Origin of the sequence: Novosphingobium aromaticivorans DSM 12444 (assembly GCF_000013325.1) — a bacterium.
Classification (GTDB): domain Bacteria; phylum Pseudomonadota; class Alphaproteobacteria; order Sphingomonadales; family Sphingomonadaceae; genus Novosphingobium; species Novosphingobium aromaticivorans.
In genome coordinates this window covers 142,104-159,298 of the sequence record NC_009426.1, presented here as the reverse complement: position 1 = coordinate 159,298, position 17,195 = coordinate 142,104, and the positions used below count along the sequence as shown (strand labels likewise).

General features: G+C 63.3%; 17 protein-coding genes. 4 read left to right on the top strand and 13 right to left on the bottom strand.

The genetic code is table 11. From position 1 onward, the window contains the following. The first annotated feature begins 95 nt into the window (after window positions 1–95). Window positions 96–389 carry a hypothetical protein gene (locus tag SARO_RS17735; protein WP_049759555.1) on the top strand — a complete coding sequence of 98 codons (294 nt, stop codon included), beginning with the start codon at window positions 96–98 and terminating at the stop codon, window positions 387–389. 4 nt (window positions 390–393) lie between these two features. Here SARO_RS17735 and SARO_RS20805 read toward each other — a convergent pair whose 3' ends face one another. Next, on the bottom strand, window positions 394–591 hold the full coding sequence (locus tag SARO_RS20805) for a hypothetical protein (RefSeq protein ID WP_122129310.1): 198 nt from the start codon (window positions 589–591) through the stop codon (window positions 394–396). A 128-nt stretch (window positions 592–719) separates the two neighbouring features. Then, window positions 720–1,382: an FCD domain-containing protein gene (locus SARO_RS17730; protein ID WP_011906606.1), complete on the bottom strand. Its 663-nt coding sequence runs from the start codon at window positions 1,380–1,382 to the stop codon at window positions 720–722. 157 nt (window positions 1,383–1,539) lie between these two features. Between SARO_RS17730 and SARO_RS17725 the strand changes: the two genes are divergently transcribed. After that, window positions 1,540–2,340, top strand: a complete 801-nt coding sequence (locus SARO_RS17725; RefSeq protein WP_010890963.1) for a GntR family transcriptional regulator — start codon at window positions 1,540–1,542, stop codon at window positions 2,338–2,340. Between the two features lie 2 nt (window positions 2,341–2,342). On the opposite strand, the gene SARO_RS17720 is transcribed toward SARO_RS17725, so the two are convergent. From SARO_RS17720 to SARO_RS17680, 9 genes are all read right to left on the bottom strand, one after another. After that, window positions 2,343–2,528 (bottom strand): hypothetical protein, encoded by a 186-nt coding sequence (locus tag SARO_RS17720; RefSeq protein ID WP_041551553.1) that lies wholly within the window; start codon window positions 2,526–2,528, stop codon window positions 2,343–2,345. A gap of 245 nt (window positions 2,529–2,773) precedes the next feature. Further along, window positions 2,774–2,989 carry a DUF5818 domain-containing protein gene (locus tag SARO_RS17715; protein ID WP_010890961.1) on the bottom strand — a complete coding sequence of 72 codons (216 nt, stop codon included), beginning with the start codon at window positions 2,987–2,989 and terminating at the stop codon, window positions 2,774–2,776. 105 nt (window positions 2,990–3,094) lie between these two features. Beyond that, a complete protein-coding gene (locus SARO_RS17710; RefSeq protein WP_010890960.1) occupies window positions 3,095–5,536 on the bottom strand; it encodes a DEAD/DEAH box helicase in 2,442 nt (813 codons plus the stop codon). 108 nt (window positions 5,537–5,644) lie between these two features. Then, window positions 5,645–6,004, bottom strand: a complete 360-nt coding sequence (locus tag SARO_RS17705; RefSeq protein ID WP_011906608.1) for a hypothetical protein — start codon at window positions 6,002–6,004, stop codon at window positions 5,645–5,647. 16 nt (window positions 6,005–6,020) lie between these two features. Beyond that, window positions 6,021–6,224 carry a hypothetical protein gene (locus SARO_RS17700; protein WP_010890958.1) on the bottom strand — a complete coding sequence of 68 codons (204 nt, stop codon included), beginning with the start codon at window positions 6,222–6,224 and terminating at the stop codon, window positions 6,021–6,023. A 2-nt stretch (window positions 6,225–6,226) separates the two neighbouring features. Then, entirely contained in the window at window positions 6,227–6,427 is a 201-nt protein-coding gene (locus tag SARO_RS17695) for a hypothetical protein (protein ID WP_234007470.1), read from the bottom strand. Window positions 6,428–6,465: 38 nt separating this feature from the next. Beyond that, on the bottom strand, window positions 6,466–9,507 hold the full coding sequence (gene mobF / locus SARO_RS17690; protein ID WP_010890957.1) for a MobF family relaxase: 3,042 nt from the start codon (window positions 9,505–9,507) through the stop codon (window positions 6,466–6,468). 3 nt (window positions 9,508–9,510) lie between these two features. Further along, window positions 9,511–11,841 (bottom strand): type IV secretion system DNA-binding domain-containing protein, encoded by a 2,331-nt coding sequence (locus SARO_RS17685; RefSeq protein WP_010890956.1) that lies wholly within the window; start codon window positions 11,839–11,841, stop codon window positions 9,511–9,513. Next, window positions 11,828–12,118 (bottom strand): ribbon-helix-helix protein, CopG family, encoded by a 291-nt coding sequence (locus SARO_RS17680; protein WP_010890955.1) that lies wholly within the window; start codon window positions 12,116–12,118, stop codon window positions 11,828–11,830. Before SARO_RS17680 ends, SARO_RS17685 begins: the two co-directional genes overlap by 14 nt. A 454-nt stretch (window positions 12,119–12,572) precedes the next feature. On the opposite strand from SARO_RS17680, the gene SARO_RS17675 reads away from it, so the two are divergent. Next, entirely contained in the window at window positions 12,573–12,800 is a 228-nt protein-coding gene (locus SARO_RS17675) for a hypothetical protein (protein WP_041551550.1), read from the top strand. 128 nt (window positions 12,801–12,928) lie between these two features. Here the strand turns inward: SARO_RS17675 and SARO_RS17670 are convergent, their stop codons facing one another. Beyond that, a complete protein-coding gene (locus SARO_RS17670; RefSeq protein WP_010890953.1) occupies window positions 12,929–13,240 on the bottom strand; it encodes a hypothetical protein in 312 nt (103 codons plus the stop codon). 433 nt (window positions 13,241–13,673) lie between these two features. After that, entirely contained in the window at window positions 13,674–14,717 is a 1,044-nt protein-coding gene (locus SARO_RS17665) for a DUF2493 domain-containing protein (RefSeq protein WP_010890951.1), read from the bottom strand. 983 nt (window positions 14,718–15,700) lie between these two features. Here SARO_RS17665 and SARO_RS17660 point away from each other — a divergent pair. After that, window positions 15,701–17,188 carry a Fic family protein gene (locus SARO_RS17660; RefSeq protein WP_010890949.1) on the top strand — a complete coding sequence of 496 codons (1,488 nt, stop codon included), beginning with the start codon at window positions 15,701–15,703 and terminating at the stop codon, window positions 17,186–17,188. The last annotated feature ends 7 nt before the right edge of the window (window positions 17,189–17,195 follow it).

Here is a 17,195-nt window from a genome sequence, read left to right as displayed (position 1 = left end):
GCCGACGGGAATCCCATGCCGACTCAAAGCGGTCGAAAACCGCTCTAGCGCGCGACCTTGGCATCAAGGTCAAGCCGGGGGCAAGGCTTGGGCATATGGATGGGGACCTGGTTGCCGCGATGGGGGCGGTGGCTGAGGAAGCCCGCTCGCTCGGTCTGCCAACCCCGGTGGTGACCTCGGGAAATGACAGCACCCAGCACATGGCCGGGTCGGCACATTATGACGACCGCGCCCTGGATTTTAGAGGCAACAACATCTCCGACGAGCAGGGCGAACGCTTGGCATCACAGGTCCGGTCACGGCTTGGCGACGGATATGCTGTTCAGTTCGAACGCTTCCCGGACAAGCCCGAGCGCGACCACCTGCATGTCGCTCGGAGGCGGACTTGATCGCTTAGCCAAGCATATGGGTCTGCCATGCGAAGAAGCCGACAAACGCGATCATCATCAAAGCCAAGATAACTCTGAGATGCGGAATGCCGCCATTCTCAGACGTTGGAGTCTTGGGAAAAGCAATGCCTGTCACAGGGTCGCAGTCGGCCCCGCGACAAGAGATTGGCATTCCATCCAGTCCGTAGCGATCATGGTCCATCGAGGGTCTCCTCGCCCTGGCCATGATTACCCCAAACAGACTGGATTTTCAATCATGTGCCAGCAACAGGTCGAGCCCTCCGCACAAGCCTAGAACCCCCTTTCCTCGCAGCGCTGCGGCGCTGGAGGTCAGGTCCCTTTGCTCGGATAGCTCTCAATCCTTGCCGTGCCGGCGCGACGGATCTGCGTGGCGGCTTCCTCGACATGGAACGAGACCGCATCACGCGCGCGCAGGGTATCGCCCGCCTTCATGTAGGCGACCAGACGGTCGTGCTCGACCAAGGAACTGCGCGCTTCGTCGAGCTGGAAGTAGTTGGCGCCTGCAATCCACACCGCCGGCGGAACCGCCTTGCCATAAGCCGCAAGCGCCGCCCGATTACCGCTCAGACGGACGAGTTCGAGGTGCCACTGATAATCGATGTAGGCCCCTTGGAGCAGGTTTGCCGCATCCATGTCGTCATAGGCCTTGAGCGCCGAATTCAGCGCCTCGAGATGGCTGAAATCCGTCTTTCCGTGACAAGCGGCTACCTCGGCTGCCGCCAAGGCCTGGATCGCACCGGCCAGAGCCAGGTGCTCGGAGATCCGGTCAACGCTCCAGTCGATGATGGTGTAGCGGCCATGGTCACGCGCAATGAGGCCAAGATCGGTGAGTTCAAGTGCCAGGCGCTCTGCCTCGGCGGGATCGCGACCCTGAAGGCCGGGAATATCGACCGCGCTGTCATAGCGCCGCCGCTTGCGGGGCTCGCGCAGCACGGCAAAGATCATCTGCGCCGGGCAGGCAATCGTTGTCATGACTGGCAATTTTGCTTTGGCCACTGCTGCCCCAAAAACCCGAACGACGACCAAATGGGGATAATGCGAAGCTCCCGGATTCGGAAATCAAAACGATGTTGTGCTAGGAAGTACGAAACAATGCGGTGAGCCAGAACTCACCCATGAGGGAGGTCGATTGACCAGAGCACAGTCCCTTTCTGAACTCATGTTCCTCGAATTGAGGTTCGGGGTGCTGTCTGCGCGCTACCTTCCGGGGCAGTCGATCAGCAAGGCCGAGGTTGGCGAAGTCTACGATTGCCGCCCGGCCGGGGTCGCCGAAGTGCTGAGTGCTCTAGCTCACGAAGGCTACCTGACCCGCCAGGGCCGGAGCGAATTTACCGTGCGCACCTGGGGCCGCGAAGAGGTCGAGGACCTGTTCGAGATGCGCGCCAATTTCGAAGGCCTCGCTGCGTTTCGCGCGGCTGAGCGGGCCAGCGATGCCGAGATCTCTCTGCTTGCCGCGCTCGCCGCCGAAGCCCGGGAAGCGACGCCCGAGGGTCCGGATTCACTCGAGCGCGTGGTCATCGAGAACCTCAGGTTCCACGTCGAGATCATGCGCATGTCGCGCATCCCGCAAATGCCGGAGATGGCGCGCATGGTGCTTCCCAATGCGCTTCACCGCCGGATCGTCTGGTCACAGCGCGCCGAAGATGCCGAACAGTCGTTCCGCATGCACCAGAAGATCGCGTCCGCCATCGCCGAGCGATCGGGCTCGATGGCGCGGCTGCTGATGCGCGAGGACATCTACTCGTCGCGCGAGGCGGTGTTGGCGGCGATTGAAGACCTGGCCGGGCGCGAAGCGGGCGAGGCGGCGACGATTGTCCGGTTCGCGCCGACCTTCGAGTTCGAGGGCAGGCTCTTTGGTCAGGGCACACGTGAGCCGGGCGCCGATGGCCGGACGATCCCGTTCGGAGTTCCGGCCGCCAACCTCAGATAGCCCTAGTTTGTACCTGTCTTGTCACTGTCTTCGGGCAGGCGATTTCTGTCCGACGCGAGCTGTTCGAGGACGCCCTGCATCAGGGCCGATGCCTTCAATAGCCCGGCGGCGTTCAGCACATTGAGGAAGTCCCGGGCATCTGAGGTGATCAGGTCAAGCGTGCTTCGATCGATCAGCAGTCGCTGCATTCGCATCAAGCCGCCCCCGAGCCAAAATCCAAGCAAACGATTGTTGAAACTTGGGAATCTGTCAATATTGCGCCAAGTTAAATTTGCCGAATAATGTCTCTGAAATGGTGCAATTTAGGTAGGCACCCTTATCACGCAGCGCTTCGACTACTCGAGATCACATCGGCTGCTAATTCCGCTCCCGGCCCGTCATGACGATGGATACCTGTAGAGTACAGTTTGCACGTGCGCGCCGAGCCGAGAATTCAATCAATCGCGGCGCAGAACTCGACGTCGATCCGGTCGGGCTGTACGATCTTGCCGCGCACGCTGACCTGTCCCTCCAGTCCTTCTGGCACCGATTCCTCGCCAAAATGCAGCCGCCAGGCAAGGCCGTCGGCATCGCGCAGGATCGGTCCGCGCGGTCCCGCCTCGATCGTTCCGGTTATGGTGTTGGCCGTGCGGCGGGCAGGGAGGTTCATGTGCTGGATCGGGTTCGAATTGGGTAGATTGCGTGCCGGAGCACTTGTGCGGACACGTCGGTGTCCATAGCAAACGGCCGGACAAATTCCAGCGTTGCATGTGCGTCATCGCGGCATCGCGGCCGAATGCTGGGCGACAGGCGATATTGCCGAGCGTGTCCCGCTCCTGGCCAAGGGCTTCCTAGCCTTGCGCTTTCGGTTTGTCCGAGGCTTGAGTTTGACGTCGATCTTTCCCGGGCGCGCAGCATTTTTTAGTTCCTTCAGAAATGCGGCAAGGAATGAGGGATTCCTCTGGACCCAGGCCTTCAAAATTTTGCCGAGGCCGCTGCTTGCAGGGGGAAGGGCCTTGTGTTGTGTCACCCATGCAATCATCTCTAGCTGCCGTTGTCGGCGCGAGGCGTCCCGTTCGACATAGGAAATCCCCTTCGGAATCAGGTCGGGACGGACCCGCTCGATCCGCTCCCGCACATCGGGACGGGTCTTTGAACCAAAAGGCGAGAGCCAGCCACTCAGCCGATTTCGGTCGGCCGTGCCTTGCGCAGGTGGCTCTTCGCCGCGTTCGATTAGTCCGACTATCCGCTCGATGTTCAAGTCGGTTTCATGCTTCAGCCGCATGCGCCTGTCCTGCTGCGGCTCATATTGTCCCAAGACGGCCAAGCGTGCCGCGAGATCAGGCCGAAAGTAGGGGCCAGTTGCAATCAAAGCGCGAGAAAACTGCTGCCCTTCAAAGGTCCTTTGCGACGGACGCGGTTTGCCTGCCTCGATCGCTGCGACAATGGCATCGTCCCGGTCCATCCGGTCGAGTACAACATCCGACAGAACACAGCCCCACCTGGTCGCAAGAGCAGGCGTGGCCCGGTTGAGACGGCGATGAAACATCAAATCATGGAGAGAATCCAGTTTGGTGCAGCAGCGCCGCAGAGCGTTGACCACGGCAGGCGGATAGTCTTCTGCGCGCTGGCCCTGCTCAAGCCCTTCCAGGAAACGCTCCGCGAGTTCGGCTACAACAGACTCGTCCAGTTGTTCGTCCGGCTTGAGGAAAGCGGCATCGAGCGTTGCTCGGCTGACTTCGGCATATCCGGCAACCTGGTCGAACTCGAAAAGCGGCACATGTGCGCGGGTGATTGCTTCGCCCGTCCAGGAGCCCTGCGACCAGAAGCTGCGCGGCCCGCCGCCGACGCTGCCGCTCATCGCGTTGGCAATCGCACCTGCCTCGATAATTGCCTCAGCTGTGAACTGCGCACTGGGTATGTCCGCACGAAGCGCGGCCTGTACCCCCCCGAGAAAGGCCTCGGATAACTGGCTCGCTCGGGCCCCGGCGACTGTCTTAACGTCGACCGCATAGTAATACTGACTGCGCGGCTTGCCTGGGGCCTTGCGCGTTAGCCGACCGATCTTCTGAACCGTTGCGCGCAAATTGCGCGGCGACCACGAACAATCGAAACCCAGACGCAGCCCCGGTGAATCGAACCCTTCGCGGAGCCGGAATACGACGCAAGCAACCCTGACCGAGCCGTCCTCCCTGGCAAACGCCTCTCGCGCCGCAATACCGTATTCCATTTCGGCGACGCTATTGCCGGGATCATGGATGATGGCTTCGGCGCGTTCCCCGCTCGGGAGCCGGTCGGCGATGTATTGCGCACATTCACGAGCATAGGTCTGATTGGGCAGCCAGAACATCGCGCGTTCGGACATATGTCGCTGCAGATAGACGTCGGCGAGAAGGCGGATGCGATGGCGCACAATGGTCGAAACGTCAGATGGACGCAACGAGCGGTCGAGCAACTTTTCGACCTGACCAGAAAGGTCATCATAGGCGAGCTCGGCACAATCCTGCTCAACTACGAAGCTTTGCCTCGCAAGCGACGAAAAGGCGGCCCCCGAGCTCTTTTCCAACTGTGCGACCGCGGCTCGCAATCTGAGACCGCAGTCGATCCGGACAATGTCCGTCGCATTGAGCAGTTCGAGATTGAACGCCTCCTGCATTCGCAGGACCGCAGAGCAACCCTCCCGAACTCCAAGTACCGCCTCGTTGACGTCCCAGGGAGTTGCCGAAACCCAGACGACTTTCCTTGCTGTCGCGCGGATTGCCTGAAAGGAGACATTGCTGTCCGGCCCATCGCCGCCTCCGATGTGGCATTCATCGACAAAAACCAGATCGGGCGAAGCCGTGCCCACGAGTTCCTGGAGCCGGCCTCGCCGGACTGCTTCGCGATAGGATTGCCACGTTGTGCAACGCCATGACGCGCGGTTGGAGATCACGCCAGCGGCAGCGAAGGCATCAAACTGACGGGAAGTCTGGTCAACGATATCAACGCTATGCGCAAGGTAGACCTTGGTCTCCTCTGCGCGGAGCTCGCCGATAAGCGCCATAGTAAGGGTCTTGCCCGATCCGGTGGGGGCCTCAAGATAGGCATGGCTCGAGGTTCTGAGGATCTCGGCGACCCGTGCTGCAAGGCGCGTCTGGTCAGCGCGTGGCTGCCATAACGCCTTGCGCCGCCTATTGCGGGCGACGGAGGTAGGCGGGGCATCGGCAGTAGCGAGCATTGGATCTCTCCTGGTTTGTGCGTGGCGAAGGCAGCGCCCAACCGGTCGACAATGAATGAGCGGGTCGGCGCGGCCCGGTGGGAGGTGACCCGGACCGCGCCTTCCCGATCAGGCGTAGACTGCGCGGTCGACACACTCGATGCAGTCGACTTCGCTCCCTTCGCTGACGGAATGATGATGGGCGTGCGTGTCCTCGTCCGGGCAATCCGAACAGAGGCCTTGCACTTCATGCTGGGCGCGCGGCACGCCGGCCTTGGCATCCCCTTTGCGCGCTTCGAGCGCTTCGCGCAGGCGCGCGAGCTTCTGCCGGACCTGCTCGGTCATGGCCTCCCTGTCGGTTGCCCGCTGCGCGGCGGCGGGGGTCGCTGCGGTCGCCGCCGGCTCCTGCGAGCTCGGATTCGCCGCGAGGGCAGGGGTGGCCGTTACCGCAAGCAACGGCAGGACGAGATAGAGAGTACACTTCATCATCATTCTCCTTGGGTTTTCAGAAAAAGCCGGTCCGCCGACCGAACGAGAGGTCGGCTTGCGATGAATCCCCGAGCGCCGACCGGCGCACGCTCAGGGTGACACCCCGCTTGCCGCGGGCGCGGAAGTGGAGATCTGATGGATCGATGTTGTTGCGCTCGGCCCAGTCCTGCGCGTCGCGCTCGCTGGCAAAGTCGCCGATTTCGTCATGCTCGTAGGCCATGGTCAGTCTCCAGGATGGGCAGCCGGGGGAGGGGTTGGCGATTGAGGAAGGGACGGGGCGGCCTCAGCGAGGAGCGCGACCACCGTTGCCGCGAGCGCGACGGCGAGCATCGCGGCGATCGCCAGGCCGCGCACCGCCGGCTCGGAAGACAAGAAAACCAGCACCGCCAGCCAGACCAGAGTTGCCTGCGCGCGATCGAACACGCGGCCCGCGGCGTCGGGAGAAAAGGCAAACCGAGCCCTCACAGGTCGAGCCCCAGCGTCTTTTCCGGGCGCATCTGCTTCACCGGCGCCTCCGCCACCTTGCCGAGCACTGCGTCGAGCTTGGCCTTGAGCTCGGGGCTCATGCGGAGTTCGGGCACCTGCCGGGTATCGATCGGGTTCACATGGCGCGGCTCAACCTCGACCTTACCGGTGACTTCGAGCGCTGAGGTCTTGTTGCCGGGCGTGCGGTCGAGTTGCTGTTTCAGGCCTTCGAGGTTGTTGGTGACGACGGTCATGTCGTCAGTGGCGCGGGTATTGAGGACGTTCTGCGTGCGCTGGGTGGCAAGGTTGCGCTGGGTCGAAGAGATGACCTCGATCGCCTGTGGCTTGGTCATGCCCTGCGCCATGTGAGCGTTGAGCGCATAGCCAAGGTCGAGACGGCGCAGCATCGGATCGCCGGGGACCAGGACAAGCTGCCGCTTGTCCGCAAGTTCGACCCGGATGCCTTCTGCTCGCGCCTCGAGCACGGTGGCGTAGGTCGACTTGGCAATGTCTCGGGACCCGTCCTTGTCACGCCAAAACACGGTTTCGCCGTCGTGGAGGCGGATCTGCTTCTCTTCATGAAGCCCGAGCCGGTCGAAGCGGTGATCGGGATTGATCCGGTCAGGATCGATGACCTTGCGCTTGCCATCGCGCTCGAGCACGACCTTGCCGTCCTTGCGCACCTCGCTCACCCGGTATTCGCCGGCCTTGAGGCCGATCTCGCGCACCTCCATCCGCGCCTCAAGCACCTGACCCACCCGGTAGGTCGAGGCGAACCGCAGCTCCTCGCGGGTGGCGTTGACGCTCTGGAGGGTCGCCAGCGGCACGCCCGCGCCGCTCAATGTCCCTTCCTTGAGCAACCCCGCCTGGACCCGAGCGTTGATCTCGGCGCGATCGTCACGCCCGGCGGTGAAGATCGCGGTCGCTTCGCGCTTGTCGGGTTCGAGCGAGAGCCACAGCTCGGCGGCGCGGGCGACATGGTCGGGCCCTGCTTCGATTACGCGGCCGTGCGCGGCAAGCAGGTCAAGTGCGAGGCCGGCATGGCCCTCGTTCGAGAGCCCCGCAACTGCGAGGAGAAGCGGCGAGTTCTTCTGGCGTATGTTCTCATCCATCCGCACGGTCGCCTGACCAGAGGCCTGCGAGACCGCGAACATCTTGCCCTGCTCGATCGCCGACAATTGCTGGCGGTCGCCCATGAACGGCGCCTTGGCGAGGTCGAGCTGCTCGGCGAGCGTCACCAGGCGCAGCATGTCGCGCGAGGAAACCATCGAGCTTTCGTCGGTGATGATGACGGTATTGGCGAGCGCAGCCTTCGCTGCCTCGTAGCGCTCGCCGCTGCCTGCAGCGGCCGCCGAGCTGTAGGTATTGAGGAACCGGGCGATGGTATAGGCTTCGATCCCCGCCTCGCGCATCTGGTCGGCCGACATGCCCTGACCGCCGCCACCGCGCAGATCAGCGACCATCTTGTTCTGGAAAGCGAGCCCGACAAGCTTCACGCCTTCCGCGTCCAGCACCTTGTCGAGTGCGCCTAGCAGGGTGGATTTGCCCGCACCGGCGACGCCCTGGACGTTGAGGAAGCGATCGCCGCCTGAGAGGATCGCCACGCCCGCCGCGAGTTGGCCTTCGTTGAGTTGCCAGGTGTCCACCCCGGCACGCTCGCGCCCAAGTTCACGCGCGGCCTCCTGCAGCCGGGTCATCGCCGCCTCGGGCGGCATGAAGGCGCGGCCCTCGCCATGACCCCGCTCGATGGTGTCAAGGATGCGTTGCTCCATGGCCAGTGCGGCCGGCGTGGTCACGAGATCGGAGTGCCCGTCGAGCCGGTCCGACTTGCCGGGGATCAGGTGCCCGTCGCGAATGAGCTCGCCAATTCGCTGGACCACTGCGCCGCCCTCGAGGCCCTTGATATGGAACCCCAGCGCGCTCGCCAGGATTGCCTGCGGCGAGAACGCTGCCTCGCGCTCGGAGAGATGACGGATCGCCGAAGCGGTGGCGTGCTGAGCCTTGATGGTGGCGGCCGACAGGAACAATGCTGCGGCCCCGCTCACGGCAAGCGGACTTGGGGTGCGCAGCGCGGCGTTGATCCGGGTCGAAACTTCGCCGATCGCGGCCGTGGCCGTCTCGCGGAAGCTCGGCCGCGCCTCGACTTCGGCGCGCGCCTTGGCTGCGGCAACAAGAGCCTTGCCGTCGAACCCGAGCTCGGCCGCGCGCTGCTGCCAGCCCTCGACCAGTGCGCCGCGATCCTCGACCGCCAGCTTGGGATCGCGGGTATAAAGCGTGATCTGCTTCTTGGTTTCGAGGCGGGTTGCCCCGACCTCGGCGATCTTCGCCTCGATCTCGGTGGTGCGGGTCGAGAAGGCCTTGATCACCTCGGCGGGCACGCCCTTGATCTCGAACGACCCGTGTTTGCCGGCAGCCTCGGTTTCGTAGCCGAGCTTCTGCAACTGGGCGCGGAAGGCGGCGTGGTAGAACTGGCCGATCGTGGTGTTGTTCTTCCAGATCTCGCCGTTCCACAGCGCCTTCCAGGTGCCCTTGGGATCGCGAGTCAGATTGGCGACGACGGCGTGGATATGCCCCTGCGGATCGAGCGCGCGGCTCGTATCGTGGGCGAACAGGGCATAGACGAGGTTACCGGTCTTCTGGGGTTCGCCGCTGCGGCTGCGCTCATAGTTGCGGCTCTCGGCGAACTGCTTTTCGACAAGCTGCGACATGGTCGATTTGACCGCCGCCAGGTGCGCATCGATGATCCGCCGGTCGCCGCTGACCAGCGCCAGGATCGAGGCAGACTTGGGCATCGAGAAGGTGAGATCGAGACCCAGGCGCCGACCTTCGACCTGCCCGACCATCTCGCCGTCGGGCAGCCGCCCATTGAGCACGCCCTCGAACGCATCGCGCTCGACCTGCCCCTCAAGCCCCAGCGCGCGCGCACCTTCGCCGCCCCAGACCCCCGCTTCCGCGTGCTCATCGGCCGAGTAGTAGTTGTCGTTGGCGAAGTAGTCGGCAGCGCCGCTCGACGACCGGACGGAGGCGATCGAGTGCATGGCCTAGAGCTCCGGTCCGTCGTCACGGGAATGCGATTGGTCCTCGATCCCCTTGGCGGTCTTCGCGCCGCGCTCAGATTCCTTGTCGGGGATGGCGGGGTCATTGAGTTCGCGGGACCCGACGGTGCGCTGCGCGGCAGGCTTGGACGCGGAACTCTTTTCAGCCTTCTGACTCGGGTCCTGCTCGCGGCTATTGGTGCGTTCGTTCTGAGGCGCTTGCTCCAGACGAAATGCCATCTGCTTGCCGACACTGGGATCAGGATTTGGTCCATCGGGCATGATTTCCGGCGCATTGGCGTCGGGCTCGAGCGCCGGTGACAACGGCACTGCGGGGTCGCGCCCAAGGTCTTCGCCGCGCGGCTCCAGTTCCGGTTCGCCGCTGCGGTCCCGGCCGCCGGTCTCGGCGACTTCATCGTCACCCTTGGGCATGGAGATGAACTCGATAGGCTCGACGTTCTCGCGCAGAATGTAGCCCTCTGCGACCTTGGGGTAGTCCTTGTAGGTGAGCCTGATCCGCGCCGCATCGAACCCTTCCGGAAAGACCAGGAACCCGCGCAGCGAAGGCAGGCGCATGATGTCATCGGGGATCACCAGCGGCTGCACTTCCGAGCGCGGGGTAATGGTCGCGGCGTCGCGGATGTTGGAATAGCCGTAGCTGTAGGCCTCATCCATCATCCGCACTTCGCGGTGACCAATGTAGTCCGAGCAGTGCTCGGCGGTGTCGCGATCGGCCGCTGCCAGGATCAGCTTGGTGCGGGCCAGCGAGGCAAGGTTCTGCGCGCCTTCCTTGCCATAGGTCTCGGCTAGCTTGGCGAAGGAATGGATGCCGAGCACGAAGGCGCCGCCAAAGCCGCGCGCAGTCTGCAAGCCGTCTTCGATCGCTGGCAGGCGGTGCAGCGCATGGACTTCGTCGAAGAAGAACCAGGTGCGCAATGACCGGGTGCGCGGCAGCCGCATCAGGGTATGCACCGCAAGGTTCATCCACAGCGACAAGAGCGCCCGGTTGAGCACCAGTTCGTTATGCGAAGAGGTAATGAACAGGATCGAGCCCGGCTTGTCCTGGTGGCGAATCCAGTCGCAAATCGAGAAGGGTTCCTTGCCTTCGGGAATAAACAACAAGGCCTGGGCATTGGTGTTGAGAACTGCACGGACAGACTCGGCCATGCGCGCCGCGACTGGCGCGGTCAGCGGCTCGGCAATGGTATTGCGAAGCAGTTCGTGGACCTCTTCAAGGTCGGCCATCATCAGCCGGTAGGCGAGTGCGGCGTTGGTCGCCTGGCCGAGCTTCATGAGCTGGACGCAGGTCTGCACAAACAATGTCCTTGCTCCCAGCATCCAGAAGGGGTCCGAGCCGCCGCCGTCGGTCGGCAAGATGGCTGATGCGATCGCGGTGAAGTCGGCGTAGTTCTTGCCCTCGTCGAACAGCGACCAGCTCGGGCAGCGCTCGTCCATCGGGTTGAGGATCGTGTCGGTCTCGGGGTTATAGAACGCCTCGACGTAGGCCCCGGTAAGATCGAACACGACCGCCCGATCCTGGCGCACGCGCATCTGCGCGATCATGTCCCGCATCTGCGTGGTCTTGCCGGTCCCGGTCGACCCGATCATGATCGTGTGAGCCTGTTCGCTCCGCCACGGAAACGATACGCCGGCGATGTTGTAGACGTGGTGGATGCCGGCGGCCTTGCGCTCGGCAAAGCTCATTTTCATGACGTCGTCCATGGTCTTGCCGGGCATCCGTTCGGCAATCTCCTGGGCAAGCGCGGCGCTGTTGTGCTGGTTGATCACGGCGGCAAGCTCCTTGGCGTCGACCAGCATCGCGCCGCGCTGGTGGCGTTCTTCGAGGATCGCCTTGCCGCGCTTGCGCGAGAGGTCGATGAACCAGACCGAAAGCGGCACCGCGACGAACAGCGAGATGAACAGCGAACCCCAAATTGCGCGCATCAGCTTGTTCCAGGCGATGACGACATCAGGGTGGCTGGCGATCATCGAAACGGGGGCAGGGATCACGCGGCCGGAGGGCAAGGTTAGGTTGAGGATCTTGCGCGGGCTGAACTCCATGAAGCTCCATCCCTCCGCATAGATCCGCATCAGGATCATCTGCACTTCATGCTCGTGAAGCAGCAGCGCGAGGACGATCGAGAGCGCGATCAGGAACGTGAAGAACCACACCAGCAGCGGCATCTTCGCCGAGGAAAACCACATCAGGAATTCGTGCGTGATGAGCTGCGAGCCGCGAGTGAAATTGCCCGCGTTGCGCGGCATGTTCCCGCGCGCCGAATGGTGCTTGAGCTGGCCGGGGCGGGCCTGATCGGACCAGGTGTCAGGACGACGCATAGAGCGCCTCCACGCGGCGGTCGGCTTCCGCCATCAGGGCTTCATGCGCATCGGGAAACTGGCGCTGGATCAGGAGATCGATGCCGAGGAACAGATACTCGGATGAGAACTGCCGACGCCGCTCGGTTTCGGTGCTGCCGGCGAAGGCTTCGAGGTACAGGGTGAGCGCGTCGCGCAGAATGATCGAGGGCGTCAGGCCGCGCGCAGCCTGAACCTTCTCGACGCCATTTGCGAGGTCGCGCGGTATCCGAACCGTGAGCCGGACTTCATCTGCCATAACCAGACCCTCATCAGGGCCTGGTGGGAATTGCGCAGCGCCGTTTTAGGCTATGCGGGTCTCATTGGCAATGCCGAGGGTGTCAGCGGGCCATGTCAGACAGGGTCTGACGCAGGAATGACGGTATTCTGCGGGGTTTGGAGGATGTCAGACCCCGTCGGACATTTGCTCTTGGCCCAAACCCACGCATTTCCGTCATTTTCCAGACGGTCCTGCCGTGTACGGTCTGCACCTCTTCCCCTTGATCCTGTAGCGTTGATGGCTCGCGGGTTTTGGTGATTTTGCCCGAATCCGGGTGGGCCTTTCACGGCCTGCCAACGGTAGCCTGGGCCGCAGGATTGCACGCAGTCTGCAGATCCGACCGGGGCGATACAGGGCAGGGGGCTTGCCAAGCTGGCCAGGATGACGATCCTCGCGCGCGGGAGGTTTCAGCACCAACCCAAGAGGTACAATCATGGCCAGGAAAGGAAGTCTCGAAGCGGAACGAGCAGCGATCGCGAAGGAGCGTCAAGCGTTGGAAACGCGCGAGGCGAAACTGCGTGACAGCGAGCGGGCGGCAAGCGTTGAACTGATGCAGAAATCGGTTCTCGGCAAGGCGCCGTTCGAGAGGGTCGAAGGCTTCTTCGCCGCTCTCGCAAAGCTCGGTCTGGACGAAGCCGAGAAACGCCTTCGGGCAAGCTGAAACCGGCCTTGCAAAAGGCCAGCGCAGCCGGGGTTCGATGCCCCGGCTGCGCTTTATCTGGACACGCAAAAAAGGGGGGCCGGAGAGCCCCTCAGCGGAGCCCTCCGGCGCTGCGAACTTTGGTCATTTCAGAACGGGCAATCCGCGTCCCATTCGGGATCCATCACCACGCTCATGAAGCTTGCGGCGCGGGCGATGTTCGCCTCGTCGAAGTCGTCAGCCATCATGCCGGGGACGGAATGGACGATCCGGTCGATCAGGTCCTGGGGCAGGGCGTTGTAATCGCCTTCGTCGATGGCGAGGAAGCAGCCGAACTCGTCCTCGATGACGTGCTGGTCGAAGAAGCTGTGCTGGGCCCTGATGCTGGCGGCGCGTACTGCGGCGTCATAGCTGATGGGGTCGAAAGCCGGGATGTCGAGGGTCTTGGTAAGAGCGTTCATGTGAGCCTCCTGTCAAAGGAATTGAAGAGGTCTCCTCGGGGATGGCCGAGCTTGGTCCGGGTCAGGAACGGGTCGCCCGCGGCCCGCCGCGCAGCGGGGGTGGGGGTGCCGATTTTTTCGCCTTCTTCAGGCGTAAAAATTGGGGGAACTGCCCTTCTTGACGCGGGCCAATGGCGGCCATCATGCTTGGCAAGTCTGCGAGAGTGTTTAACCCTGTTGGTCAGCGCCCCGGTCGCCCCAAACACGGGTGTTGCCTGCCCGGCCGATGCGAAGGCTTCGCGCCCCTGCCAGCAGGCCGCAAGGCCGTTACAGGCGGGGGCAAGAAGCGAGCGAGCCGGGCCATTATTTCGTGCGTCCCGATCGACAAAAAAGAAGGGCATCCGGCGGTGAGACCGGACACCCTTCTGGTTGATTGGGAAGGTGGCGCCCCCGCTCAGAACGGCGGGAGATCGTCGCCATTGGCAACCCGCTTCATCGCTAGGCGTTCAGCCTGCGCCGGGTCCTTGGCGCGCTGCGCTGGAGGCTCGTGCTGGGCCGATGCGTCGCGCACGATATGCAGGGGGATGCGGGCCTCACGCAGCCGGTCGGCAAGGTTCGCCTGAATGCCGCCGCCGCTACACACCACCGCCTCGACCGGCTTGAAGGCCAGCATGCGCGCATTGCGCTGATAGGGCGCCGAAGGTCCCCGCGAGGTATCGGGCTTGCACAGGATCACCGGCACATTGTGGCGCGATGCCCAGGCGGCTGCGATCACGTCCGCGCCCTTGTTCTGGGCGGTGGTTGCCAGCGCCATCGACGGCACCCGTGCGTGGATCGCATCGAGGTAGTCTTCAACGAGGGCAATGTCGGTGAACTGCTGCCCGCCCGAGAACACCACGACTGGTCCTGAGGGGGCGAACTGCTCGCGCCGCTGTGCCTTCTGCGCCGCGAGATAGTCGCGCGCCTCGATCATCGAGGCGTTGGTCTTGGACGAGACCCGCGAGCCGCGCACCGGCGAGAAGGGCCGGCCGGTCTCGACGAGGTAGATGCGGGCGGCATGGTCGCGCATGCATTCCATCGCGTCGCGGCATTCGGCGAGGCTGCGGGCCTGCATGGTCAGGTCTTCAAGGTCGGTCGCATAGACCTCGCTTGGATCGTATTCGCGCAGCTTCTCCTGCAGCCGGTTGGCCATCGCATCCTCGCGGTCATCGAGGCGTTTGGCGACGACGTGGAAGCTGTTGGCGATCCCCCAGGCGACCTCGCTGGCGAAATCCTCCATCCGGGTGTCGCGGAACAGGTCGAAGACCGTTGCCAGCATCATCTCGATGGCTGATTGCGCGGTCTCGGGATCGGGCATTTCGCTGCTGCTCGGTTCGTGCTCGATCGAGAGCTTGGCAAACTCGGTCTGCTCCATGAATGCCCGGGCGTAGTCGGGTGTGGCGATTTCACGCGCATAGTGTTCGGCAAGGTCGGCGAAGTTCGAGAAACGGTCCGTCATGATAACCTCCAAAAGGAATTTTCTCTCATCACACTGATGAAAGATGCCCATCGGAGGGACGCCGGAGTCAGGCAGTCAGGGACGGCGGCGCGAACGCGCTGCCGCCGCGAACAGCGGGCGCGGGGGGAGCCGATTTTTGCTCGCAAGGCGGTTAGCCGCCGCAGGCCAAAATCGGGGGGCACCCGCGATCCTTGACGGCCGCCAATCTCCCAGGCGTCATGCTATGGCGATGCTGATTTCGCTCAGCCACCGAGATGAGAGAGAGATTACGGTTTTGCCCCCGCACCCCTCTGGGCGTTCGGGGTTAACCGCAAAACGCCACTCCTCTACGCCCCGCCTGACCATCCTGAACGAGGACGGTCATGGGCGCGCGGCGGGGCGCTCTGGCTGCGCCAATTCTGGCGCGGCCCAACACAAAGCGGACCCCTTGCCGGAGACAGTCAGTCGGCCCGTGGCCCGGTGCATCGCACGGGCGCGGGGCGGCGACGAAGGCGGAGTGCAAGAGTGCCGGCGGCCCAACGCGAGGAACTTCGCACCCGCAGGAGCGCAGCCCGCAAGGGCGCGCGGGACCGAGTGCGGCAATCTTGACGGGGCCGCTCATTCGTTAGCGCGCTGGGGGAAGGGGAATTGCTTTGAGGATAAGATGCACAGGCTCGCCAAATCTGTTTGGAATGTTAGGATACGAGGCATGTCCAAGGCGAGCCTTGCCCCCCATGATGAACTGGCCCGGCGAAACCGGGACAGGCAGCGCCTTCGTGCAATCTTGCGGGAAGGGGCACAATCTGCGCCGGGATGTCCTGCTGATCAGCGATATTTCGCGGCGCTCCGTGCGCGGGTGGCGCAGTGTGCAGATGGGCCATATCCCGGGGCCAGTGCGTAATTCGCGAAAATTCGCTCATATTGCGTCTTAAGTATCATTTTGTCGCATAAAGCGCTTCTTAAATCTCGAATCTTCAGGTATGAGGCTCCGCAAGGAGCAAACAATGTCCAGAAATTCGCTCGCGGCGCTCCCTGAAGTTTTCGTTTCGGACGCAGCGATCTCCAAAGCTGTCTATCAGGCGGTGGAGCGCGGGGAATTGCGCAAACTTGGCTCGCGCCTCTACACTCGCAATCTCGGCGAGGAACCTGAACGACTGGTGCGGCGCAACTGGTACAACCTCGTCGCCGCATATTATCCTGATGCGATCATTGCCGATCGCACAGCGCTGGAAGGAAAGCCGGCCGAGGATGGTTCGGTATTCCTGATCTCGTCGAAGCGACGCGAAACCGAGTTGCCAGGCCTTGTCTTGCGACCGAGGTCGGGCCCTGCAGCTCTCGACAGTGATCGCCCGTTCAGTGGGGTCCGGCTAGCTTCGACGGCCAGGGCCTATCTCGAAAACATGCGGCCGACGCGCGGGCGCGGTGGCCGGATATCGAGAACTGTATCCCGCGCCGAACTGGAAGAGCGGCTCGACCGGATGCTGCGCAGCCAGGGTGAGGGGGCCATCAATCGGCTGCGTGACGATGCGCGGGCGCTTGCATCGGCACTCGACTACGAGGCCGAGGCCGCCGAGCTCGACGGCCTGATCGGCTCGCTACTCGGGACTCGCGAAGCGGTGATGCAGAGCGAAATCGGCAAGGCTCGTCTGGCGGGGCATCCGTTCGACCCGGCGCGCGTCGAAATGTTCGAAGAGCTGTTCTCGGCATTGCGCGAGACCGTACCGGAGCGCCGGCCCGTACCCGCGCGTAGCGCAGAGGCGACCTCGACCCTGGCGTTTTACGAAGCCTATTTTTCGAACTTCATCGAGGGCACCGAGTTCAGCGTCGAAGAAGCCGCCGATATTGTCTTCGAGGGTGTCATACCGACCGAACGGCCCGCGGACGCGCATGACGTACTTGGCACCTTCCGAGTGGTTTCGGACCTGGTCCGCATGAAGGTTCTGCCAAGCGATTATGCGTCCTTGCGCGAATTGCTCATGGACCGACATGCCGCCGTTATGGAAGCGCGCCCTGACAAGCTGCCGGGAGCCTTCAAGCAACGCGGCAATCAAGCGGGCGCGACAGTGTTCGTCGCGCCCGATCTGGTCGAAGGTACGCTCGATCGAGGCTTCGGCTTCTTGCAGGCCCTAGGCGAACCCTTCCAACGGGCCATTTTCATGATGACGCTGGTCAGCGAAGTTCATCCCTTCGCTGACGGCAATGGCCGGATCGCGCGGATCATGATGAACGCCGAGCTGCTGGCGCATGGCGAAGAGCGCATCATCATCCCGACGGCCTATCGCACCGACTACCTGAGCGCCCTCAAGGCATTCTCGCACAATCGCCAGACAGCGCCGCTGATCCGCATGCTCGATGTCGCGCAAGCATTCACGCACGCCGTTGACTGGAGCACCCTGGAATCGGCGCGGGCCATGCTGATGGCCAGCAACGCCTTCGATCAGGGTGAGGACGCAAAGCTTCGGCCCGTAGCCATCGGACTTGGCCGCACATGATCAGGCA

What these genes read in the sequence shown, in the direction of transcription:
- SARO_RS17735 (WP_049759555.1), top strand. Translation starts at nt 96, where the DNA reads ATGGATGGGGACCTGGTTGCCGCGATGGGGGCGGTGGCTGAGGAAGCC.
- SARO_RS20805 (WP_122129310.1), bottom strand. Translation starts at nt 591, where the DNA reads ATGGACCATGATCGCTACGGACTGGATGGAATGCCAATCTCTTGTCGC.
- SARO_RS17730 (WP_011906606.1), bottom strand. Translation starts at nt 1,382, where the DNA reads ATGACAACGATTGCCTGCCCGGCGCAGATGATCTTTGCCGTGCTGCGC.
- SARO_RS17720 (WP_041551553.1), bottom strand. Translation starts at nt 2,528, where the DNA reads ATGCAGCGACTGCTGATCGATCGAAGCACGCTTGACCTGATCACCTCA.
- SARO_RS17715 (WP_010890961.1), bottom strand. Translation starts at nt 2,989, where the DNA reads ATGAACCTCCCTGCCCGCCGCACGGCCAACACCATAACCGGAACGATC.
- SARO_RS17710 (WP_010890960.1), bottom strand. Translation starts at nt 5,536, where the DNA reads ATGCTCGCTACTGCCGATGCCCCGCCTACCTCCGTCGCCCGCAATAGG.
- SARO_RS17705 (WP_011906608.1), bottom strand. Translation starts at nt 6,004, where the DNA reads ATGATGAAGTGTACTCTCTATCTCGTCCTGCCGTTGCTTGCGGTAACG.
- SARO_RS17700 (WP_010890958.1), bottom strand. Translation starts at nt 6,224, where the DNA reads ATGGCCTACGAGCATGACGAAATCGGCGACTTTGCCAGCGAGCGCGAC.
- mobF (WP_010890957.1), bottom strand. Translation starts at nt 9,507, where the DNA reads ATGCACTCGATCGCCTCCGTCCGGTCGTCGAGCGGCGCTGCCGACTAC.
- SARO_RS17685 (WP_010890956.1), bottom strand. Translation starts at nt 11,841, where the DNA reads ATGCGTCGTCCTGACACCTGGTCCGATCAGGCCCGCCCCGGCCAGCTC.
- SARO_RS17680 (WP_010890955.1), bottom strand. Translation starts at nt 12,118, where the DNA reads ATGGCAGATGAAGTCCGGCTCACGGTTCGGATACCGCGCGACCTCGCA.
- SARO_RS17675 (WP_041551550.1), top strand. Translation starts at nt 12,573, where the DNA reads ATGGCCAGGAAAGGAAGTCTCGAAGCGGAACGAGCAGCGATCGCGAAG.
- SARO_RS17670 (WP_010890953.1), bottom strand. Translation starts at nt 13,240, where the DNA reads ATGAACGCTCTTACCAAGACCCTCGACATCCCGGCTTTCGACCCCATC.
- SARO_RS17665 (WP_010890951.1), bottom strand. Translation starts at nt 14,717, where the DNA reads ATGACGGACCGTTTCTCGAACTTCGCCGACCTTGCCGAACACTATGCG.
- SARO_RS17660 (WP_010890949.1), top strand. Translation starts at nt 15,701, where the DNA reads ATGTCCAGAAATTCGCTCGCGGCGCTCCCTGAAGTTTTCGTTTCGGAC.